The sequence below is a fragment of the Myxococcus sp. XM-1-1-1 genome (genome assembly GCF_020037095.1).
Taxonomy (GTDB): domain Bacteria; phylum Myxococcota; class Myxococcia; order Myxococcales; family Myxococcaceae; genus Myxococcus; species Myxococcus fulvus.
Genome location: NZ_JAIQDH010000010.1, coordinates 288,199 through 296,494, shown reverse-complemented (window position 1 = coordinate 296,494; position 8,296 = coordinate 288,199). Strand labels below are relative to the sequence as shown.

5 protein-coding genes are annotated in these 8,296 nt (G+C 70.9%); 1 reads left to right on the top strand and 4 read right to left on the bottom strand.

Annotated elements, in window-relative coordinates; translation table 11 throughout:
- Nucleotides 1–25: 25 nt before the first annotated feature.
- From K8640_RS21550 to K8640_RS21540, 3 genes are read right to left on the bottom strand one after another with little or no spacing between them, the layout of a single operon-like run.
- Nucleotides 26–3,361: a non-ribosomal peptide synthetase gene (locus K8640_RS21550; protein ID WP_223748740.1), complete on the bottom strand. Its 3,336-nt coding sequence runs from the start codon at nucleotides 3,359–3,361 to the stop codon at nucleotides 26–28.
- Nucleotides 3,358–5,232, bottom strand: coding sequence for an alpha/beta fold hydrolase (locus K8640_RS43170; protein WP_223748739.1), 1,875 nt, complete (start codon nucleotides 5,230–5,232; stop codon nucleotides 3,358–3,360). The genes K8640_RS21550 and K8640_RS43170 overlap by 4 nt, the downstream gene beginning before the upstream one ends.
- 14 nt (nucleotides 5,233–5,246) lie before the next feature.
- On the bottom strand, nucleotides 5,247–5,720 hold the full coding sequence (locus tag K8640_RS21540; RefSeq protein ID WP_223748738.1) for a hypothetical protein: 474 nt from the start codon (nucleotides 5,718–5,720) through the stop codon (nucleotides 5,247–5,249).
- 198 nt (nucleotides 5,721–5,918) lie between these two features.
- On the opposite strand from K8640_RS21540, the gene K8640_RS21535 reads away from it, so the two are divergent.
- Nucleotides 5,919–7,193, top strand: coding sequence for an FAD-binding oxidoreductase (locus tag K8640_RS21535; RefSeq protein ID WP_223748737.1), 1,275 nt, complete (start codon nucleotides 5,919–5,921; stop codon nucleotides 7,191–7,193).
- A gap of 9 nt (nucleotides 7,194–7,202) precedes the next feature.
- Here K8640_RS21535 and K8640_RS21530 read toward each other — a convergent pair whose 3' ends face one another.
- On the bottom strand, nucleotides 7,203–8,294 hold the full coding sequence (locus tag K8640_RS21530; protein ID WP_223748736.1) for an aminotransferase class I/II-fold pyridoxal phosphate-dependent enzyme: 1,092 nt from the start codon (nucleotides 8,292–8,294) through the stop codon (nucleotides 7,203–7,205).
- Nucleotides 8,295–8,296: the final 2 nt, after the last annotated feature.

Here is an 8,296-nt window from a genome sequence, read left to right as displayed (position 1 = left end):
TGGGCGTCACGCGGCTCGTGGGTGCTCACACCCCCGAGGTGGGCGCGTCCTTTCCGACGACGGGGATGGGGATGCGTCGTGCCTGCCTGTCGAGCGGCAGGAGGGCCGGCTCGGTGGACTTCGCGCCGCTGTCTCGCGAGGTGTCGAGCGCCTGCGCCAGCGCGGCCACCGTGGGCCGCTCGAAGAGGGTGCGCAGCGGGAGCTCCACCCCGGCCGCGGCGGACAGCCGGGACACGATGCGGGTGGCCAGCAACGAGTGGCCGCCCAGGTCGAAGAAGTCATCGAGCACGCCGACGCGCTGAAGCTCCAGGACCTCGCCCCACACGCGCGCCACCAGGGCCTCGGTGGTGGTGCGGGGCGCAACCGGCTCCGCGCGTGCCCGGGCGAGCGCATCCCGACTCACGGCGGGAAGCGCACGGCGGTCCAGCTTCCCGTGCGAGGTCCTGGGCAGTGACTCCAGCGGAATGAACGCGGCGGGGACCATGTACTCCGGCAGCGCTCGCCGGAGCGCTCCCCGCAGGTTCGCCGGGTCGACCGTCTGCCCCTCCTTGGGGACGACATATGCGAGCAGGCGCGCGCCATCGGTGCCGGCGCGCTCGGCCACCACCGCGGCGGCCTGCACCTCGGGTCGGCTCAACAGGGCCGCTTCGACCTCCGCGGGCTCAATCCGGTAGCCGCGGACCTTCACCATCTCGTCCGCGCGTCCCACGAAGCACAGGTCGCCCTCGCGCTGACGGCGCACCACGTCGCCGGTGCGGTACATGCGCGCGCCGGGCTCGGTGGAGAAGGGGGCCGGCAGGAAGCGCTCCCCGGTGAGGTCCGGCCGTCGGTGATAGCCGCGCGAGACACACGCGCCCCCCAGGTACAGCTCACCCGGGACGCCGAACGGGACGGGCTCCAGGTTCGCGTCCAGGACATACGTGCGGACGCCAGGCAGTGACCTGCCGATGGGCGGCGTGACCTGGAGGTCCTCGGGGCACAGCGCGCAGGTGCTCCAGATGGAGCCCTCGGTGGGACCGTAGACGTTGAACAGTCGCCGTCCGCGCCCCCAGCGCGTCACCAGCTCCAGGGGACAGGCCTCTCCGCCCACCACCATCATCCGCAGCTCGGGAAGCTCCGCCCAGGGCAGCGCGGCCAGCGAGGAAGGGGGCAGCGTGACGGCGTGGATGCGCTGCTCCTTCAGCAGCTCCAGCAGCGGGGCTCCAGGCAGCAGCGCCTTCGTCGGCGCCAGATAGAGCGTCCCACCCGAGCGCAGCGCCATCAGCAGCTCGAACAGCGAGACATCGAAGGTCCACGCGGAGAACTGGAGGATGCGGGCCGAGGGCGGCAGATCGAAGAGGCGCTGCTCGGCCTCGGCCGCGTTGCACACGGTGCGGTGGGCCACCGCCACGCCCTTGGGGCGCCCCGTGGAGCCGGAGGTGTAGATGACATACGCCAGGTTGTCCGGTGTGGCCTGGGGACGCAGGTCGCTCGGGTCCTCCTCCTCCAGCGCGCCCCAGAGCGTGTCCACCGTGAGCCGTGTTCCCGGGAAGGGAGGCAACCGCTCGCACAGCGCCTCCTCCGTCACGAGGAGCCGCGCTCCCGAGTCCTCCAGCACATACGCCATGCGGTCCTGGGGATGCGCCGGGTCCAGCGGGACGTAGACACCCCCGGCCTTCCAGAGGGCCAGCACGACGACGACCAGGTCTGGTGAGCGCTCCATGCACACGCTCACGGGGACCTCCGGGCCAACGCCCAGCGCACGCAGGCGTCGCGCCAGCTGGTTCGACCGTGCATTGAGCTGGCCATACGTCAGCGTGCGACCAGGTGACTCCAGCGCGAGCGCCTCCGGGCGGAGCCTCGCCTGTCGCTCACAGAGCTGATGGAGCAGCTCGAAGTCCGGCGCGTCGCCTTCGTCGCGCGGGACGTCGTGTGCTTCGCCATGCGGGCTCATCGAGAGCCGCGAGATGCGCCGCTCCGGATGGGACGCCGCGCTCGCCAGGAGGGCCTGGAGGTTCTCCGCGAGGCTCACCAGGGTGGGCGCGTCGAACAGGCTGGTGTTGTACTCCAGGGCCATGAGCAGCCCGCCGTCCGTCGTCTCCATGGCGCACACGGTGAGGTCGAACTTCGACGTCCCGGCGCTGAACTGCGGCGCGGCGAAGCGGGTGCTCGCCTCCAGGTTCGCCTGCGCGTTCTGCAGGATGAACATCACCTGGAAGAGCGGGTTGTGGGACAGGTTGCGCTCGGGCTGGAGCTCCTCCACCAGGCGGTCGAAGGGGAGCTCCTGATGCGCGAAGGCCTCCAGCGTCACGTCCCGTACGCGGGCCACCAGCTCACGGAAGGTCGGGTCCCCCGACAGGTCCGCGCGCAGGACCAGCGTGTTGACGAAGAAGCCGATCAACCCCTCCGTCTCCACCCGGGTCCGATTGGCGATGGGCGCGCCCACCACCACGTCCGTCTGTCGGCTGTAGCGCTGGAGCAGCACATCCACCGCCGCCAGCAGCGTCATGAAGAGCGTGGCGTTGAGCTCGCGGCCCACGGCGCGAAGCCCCTCCACCGTGGAGGCTTGAATCGGGAAGGTGTACGTGGCGCCTCGGAACACCTGCACCGGAGGGCGCGGCCGGTCCGTGGGCAGGTCCAGCAGGGTGGGCATCCCCGCCAGCCGCTGCTTCCAGTAGGAGAGGTGCCGTCGCAGCACGTCGCCGCGCAGCCAGTCGCGCTGCCACACCGCGAAGTCCGCGTACTGGATGGGAAGCTCCGGGAGCGGTGATGGCTGGCCGGCGCTGAACGCGGCATACAGCGCGGAGACCTCGCGCGCGAGCACGCCCATCGACCAGCCATCCGAGACGATGTGGTGCATGCCCAGCACCAGCACGTGGTCGTCCTCGGCCAGTCGGAAGAGGGTGGCGCGCAGCGGTGGCTCCTCGGTGAGGCGGAAGGGGCGGTGGGCCTCGATGGCGGTGCGTCGCGCGGCCTCCGCTTCTCGCTGCTCGGGGGGAAGCTCGCTCAGGTCGACCACCGGCAACGTGAGCGCGCGGTGCGCCGCCACGCGCTGGGTCGGCTCCCCGTCCTGGAGGACGAACGTGGTCCGGAGCACCTCGTGACGGCGCACCACCTCGTTCAGCGCCTCCTCCAACCTGGAGGGCCAGAGCAGGCCCCGGAAGCGCGTGGCGAGCGGCAGGTTGTAGAACGGATTGCCCGGCTCCAACTGCTCCAGGAACCACAGCCGCTGCTGCGCGAAGGACAGCGGGGGTGGGCCGGAGTCCCCGGGGCGCCTCGGGATGCGGTCCGGCGCGACGGTGGGCCTGAGCAGGCGACGCTCCAGCAGGGCGCGTTTCTCGGGCGAGAGGTTGGCGATGCGCTCGCCGACGCGCTGGCTCATGTCACGCGCTCCACTTCTCCGGACAGGCCATCCACCTGGCGCGGGTCCTCGAAGAACCGCTCCATCACCTCGGCCACGAGCGCGGGCCGGTCATAGAGGCAGTAGTGCGTCCCGGCGTGGACCTCCAGGTAGCGTCCGTCGGCAAAGCGCCGAGCCACTTCACAGGCCGCCGCGGACGAGGCCACCCGGTCCAGCTCACCTCCCAACAGCAGCACGGGCGCGCGGACCTCCCGGGCCCGGGCCCGGACGTCATAGGCCCAGAAGTCGATGAGCTGCCGGGCGTAGTCGAGCGTCGACGCCTCCGTCCGGAACGGCGCCAGCACCTCCGTCTCGAGGTCCCGGTTCATCCGGGTGAGGACCTCGGTGGAGTCGGGCGGGTGCGCGCTCGCGCGGGTCCGCAGGGAGTTCATCACCGAGGACACCATCGCAGGGCGCCGGTCGAGCATCCGGAACAGCGGCTCCAGCGTCTCCTCGTAGTCGGTGTCCAGCTCCTTCGGGCCGCCGTCGCACTTGAACGACGGATTGAGGAACACCGACGAGACGACGGCGTTCGGGTGCCGGAGGCTGAACTCCACCGCCACCGAGGCGCCGGTGCACCAGCCCACCAGGTGGCAGCGGGAGACACCCTCCGCGTTGAGCACCGCCTCCAGGTCCTTCACCTGGTCCTCGAGGAGCAGAGGGCGCGTCGCTTCCCGTGGCTCCCAGAGCAGGACGCGGCGTCCCTTGGAGAGCAGACACTCCAACAGCCGCGCCCAGTAGCGCAGGCCCTGTCCCAGCGCATTGAGGATGACCACCGGGGGCTCCCCCATGCCTCCGGAGAGGCACGTCAGCTCCGAGTCGCCACCGACGGCCACTGTCGAGCGTCGCAGCGAGGACCAGACCGTGTCGACCCTCCGCCGCCGCTCCGCGTGGGCCATGTCCTGGGCCTTCCTCACGGCGCGGAACATCGAGCGCCAGGCCCTGGGCTCCATCGTCAGCGCTCGCGGCTCCACGCCCGCGAAGGCGTAGAGCTCCTCGGAGCCCCGAGGTGGTGACACGTGCAGGTGTCGCTCGAAGTCCCGGAGCCGCAGCTGGAACAGCCGGTCCACGGGCGCCAGGGATTCATGCGGACCGACGGCGAGCAGGCTCAGCCCATACTCCAGGCCCAGGTGCTCGCAGAGCTCCGCGAAGGGAAGGGGCACGGGCGCGACGAGGTCGAGGACTCGGCCTCGGGTGTCGGGACGGCTCGCCAGTCCGCGCGACAGCTTCACGGCGTGGTGGACCGGCAGGACGCTCGGTTGCGCGTCGATGGGGGCGCGTACCCGCAGCGCGTGGTGTTCGAAGTACCCGGGGGCACGCTCCTCGACCTCGTGCTTCAGCGTGTGCAGGGCCGAGAGCAGCGGCAGCAGCCCTTCACTCCAGCCCGTGCCTTCCTCGGAGGGCACGCCCAGCAGGAGCCCCGGGCGGAACAGCCGCCAGGGGATGTCCCGTGCCCCGCACGGCCCTGCGAGCTGACGCTCCAGCTCCTCCGTCGACACGGAGGGTTGGCTCACCAGGTTCAGCTCGCCGATGCGCGAGCGCGGCAACATCTCCAGGGCCGCCGACGACAGACACCACAGCTCGTCCACCGGTGCGTCCCACGCCCCTGGAACGACCCAGCGCAGGCGCGTGGCCAGCAGCTCCTCGCGGACGCCCTCCGACATCGTCGGCGCGAGGTGTCTCGCGGCGTGACGGATGGCCTCCAGGGGCCCCGTGCGGGCTCCCTGGAGCGGCGGGCTCGACACCCCACAATGGACGAGCTCTCCCGGCTCCCGGGGCGACAACAACGCGTCCGCCACCAGGTGGCTGCCGAGGAGGCTCTCCACTCCGAACATCAGCACCGTGCGGCTCACGGAGCGCGCTCGGGCTACTTCGGGGGAGCGGGGGGCGGCGTGGGCTTCCTGCTGGGATCCGGCTCGATGCGCTCAGCACCTCCCGAGGGCGTGTCGCTCTTCCCCAGCACCCCCGGGTCGTTCAGCCAATAGCCATACATGGCGATGTGATGAAAGGTCTGCGACCAGGCCATCAGCGCAATCGAGTCCAGGGCATGGACATCCGTGTTGGCCATGACCTTCTCGACCGCGGATTTGTAATCCTTCAATGCATTCAGATAACGCTGGGTGAGGTCGACGTCCTTCCAGGCGTCGTCGATCCGCTGGCGATGCTCCGCGTGGGCCGTGGCGTAATCCTTGCCACCGTCCCAGGGTTGCTGCGCGGCCATGAAGACCCGCCGCTGGGCCTCGTTCGAGGACCCTCCCAGTTCGAGCATGAATGCGTTGTAGGCGGACTCCAATTGCTTGTAGACGGAGTCCGCGGAAGCCCCAGGCCGCCCATTCGCCATGAGTCCCTCCCGGAAAGTTGGAGGATGCTATTGTAAAGGATTGTCACGGTCAATGCGTCGCCAGGGGTGGAGTGTCTTCTTTTGGAGAGAGCAGCCATGGAGTCATTGATTGCTCGGTTGCGGCAGTCCATCGGACCGGAGTCTGTCTTGACGGGGGTGGATGCCACCCGGCGGATGGCGCCGGGGAGCCGGTCATCCGTGCTGTTGCTGCCCCGTGACACCGAGGACGTGAGCCGGGTGCTCGCGCTGTGTCATCAGGCCCGTCGGCCCGTGGTCGCGCAGGGGGGGCTGACGGGGCTGGTGCACGGCGCCGTGTGCGGGGTGGACGAGGTGGCGCTCGCGTTCGACCGGATGCGGCGCGTCGAGGAGGTGGACGTCCTCAATCGCTGCCTGACGGCGCAGGCCGGAGTGCCGTTGCAGGCGGCGCAGGAGGCGGCGGAGGAGGTGGGGTTGATGGTGCCCGTGGACCTGGGGGCTCGCGGCAGCGCCACCGTGGGAGGCACCGTGGCCACGAACGCGGGCGGCACGCGCGTGCTGCGCTTCGGGATGATGCGGGAGGCGGTGCTGGGCCTGGAGGCGGTGCTGGCCGACGGCACGGTGGTGGACTCGCGCGGGAAGATGCTCAAGAACAACGCGGGCTATGACCTGAAGCACCTGTTCATCGGCTCGGAGGGCACGCTGGGGCTGGTGACGCGGGTGGTGCTGCGGCTGCGGCCCATGCCCAGGGGGCACCACACGGCGCTGGTGGCGGTGGACGGCTTCGAGCGCCTGGCCCGCTTCCTCGGGGTGATGGAGGCGGGACTCCAGGGCGAGCTCACCTCGTTCGAGGTGATGTGGCGCTCGTTCTACGACTTGATGACCACGCCTCCCTCGCGCGGCCGGCCCATCCTCCCCGCGGGGTGTGAGTACTACGTGCTGGTGGAGACCATGGGGCCCCGGGCGGAGGAGGGCGGCGAGACGCTGCTGTCGGCCCTGGCCCAGGCGGAGTCGCAGGGGCTCCTCGCCCACTCGGCGGTGGCCACCAGCGCCGCGCAGCGCCGCGAGATGTGGGGCCTGCGCGAGGAGCTGGACCCGCTCAAGCGCACCGGCCCCGTCTTCTCCTACGACGTCAGCCTGCCCCTGGACGCGATGGAGGACTATGTCGCGCGGGTGAAGGCGCGGCTCGCGGAGCGCTTCGGCGCCGCGCACCACTGCCATGTCTTCGGACACCTCGCGGATGGGAACCTGCACCTGTCCATCGGCGCGGGAGGCTCGGACGCGCACGGCGACGTCGACGACATCGTCTATGGGATGCTGGAGCGGCAGACGAGCTCGGTCTCCGCGGAGCACGGAATCGGGCTGCTCAAGAAGGGGCACCTGTGGCGCTCGCGGAGCGAGGCCGAGCTGGCCGTGATGCGCGTGCTCAAGCAGGCCCTGGACCCGCATGGCATCCTCAATCCAGGCAAGGTGTTCGAGCTCCACCGCCCGGAGTGAGCGGGCGCGTCAGGGATTCGGGACGGAGGCGAGCGCCTCCGCCAGCAGCTCGCGGGCCGCCAGCGGCCCCACGGTGATTCGCACGAGCTGACCGAAGGGCTCCGAGGGATGGCGCACGAGGATGTCCTTCTCGTCCAGCCAGCGCGCGACCGCTCGGGCCCGCGTGGTGCCGCCGAAGTCGAAGCTCACGAAGTTGGCGGAGCTGGGGAGCACTGTCGCGCCCACGCGCCGGGCCAGCTCGGCGTAGTGCTCCCGTCCCTCGCGCGTCGCGCCAATCACCTGGCCCAGGAAGTCGACATCCCGCCAGGCCGCCAGCGCCAGCTCCTGGGAGAGCTGACTCACCGCGAAGTGCTGACGGATGCGGTCCAGCGTCGACACCTGCTCGGGAGACGCGAGCGCATAGCCCACGCGCGCGGCCGCCAGGCCATGGGCCTTGGAGAACGTGCGCAGCCGCACCAGGTTGGGGCGGCTGCGCGTGAAGGGGAGCACGCTGCCCGGGTCCGCGAACTCGACGTAGGCCTCGTCGAGCAGCAGCAGGCACTCCTCGGGGAGCTGGTCCAGCAGCCGCTCCAGCTCCGCGGGGCCATGGTGCGTGCCCGTGGGGTTGTCCGGATTGGCCAGATACAGCAGCTTCGCGCGCTGTCGTCGCGCGGCGTCGACCAGCGCGTCCAGGTCGTTCCATCCGGCGCGGGTGTACGGCACGTGGACCAGTCGCCCGCCACAGCCGCGCACGTAGTAGTCGAAGCTGGGGTAGCCGCCGAGCGAGGTCACCGCGGTGTCGCCCGGGTCCAGGTAGGCCCGCGAGAAGAGGCCGAGCAGCCCTTCGATTCCCTCCGCCACCACCACGTGCTCGTGCGTCAAGCCCCGGCCCTGGGCGATCGCCGTCCGCAGCTCGAACTGCGCGGGGTCCGAGTAGTAGGGCAGCTCACCGCCGCGCGTGGCCAGCACCCGCGAGACGGCGGGGGACACGCCGAACAGACACTCGTTGGCGCCCAGCCGGACCCGGTAGGGGCGCCCCCGCTTGCGCTCCAGCTCCCGCCGCCCCGGGAACGGCTGCGACAGGTTCAGCGAGGCCACCAGATGGGAGAAGGAGGGAGGCATCG

Excerpts from the sequence above, each read along its gene's own strand:
- K8640_RS21530 (WP_223748736.1), bottom strand. The coding sequence starts at position 8,294 with ATGCCTCCCTCCTTCTCCCATCTGGTGGCCTCGCTGAACCTGTCGCAG.
- K8640_RS21550 (WP_223748740.1), bottom strand. The coding sequence starts at position 3,361 with ATGAGCCAGCGCGTCGGCGAGCGCATCGCCAACCTCTCGCCCGAGAAA.
- K8640_RS21540 (WP_223748738.1), bottom strand. The coding sequence starts at position 5,720 with ATGGCGAATGGGCGGCCTGGGGCTTCCGCGGACTCCGTCTACAAGCAA.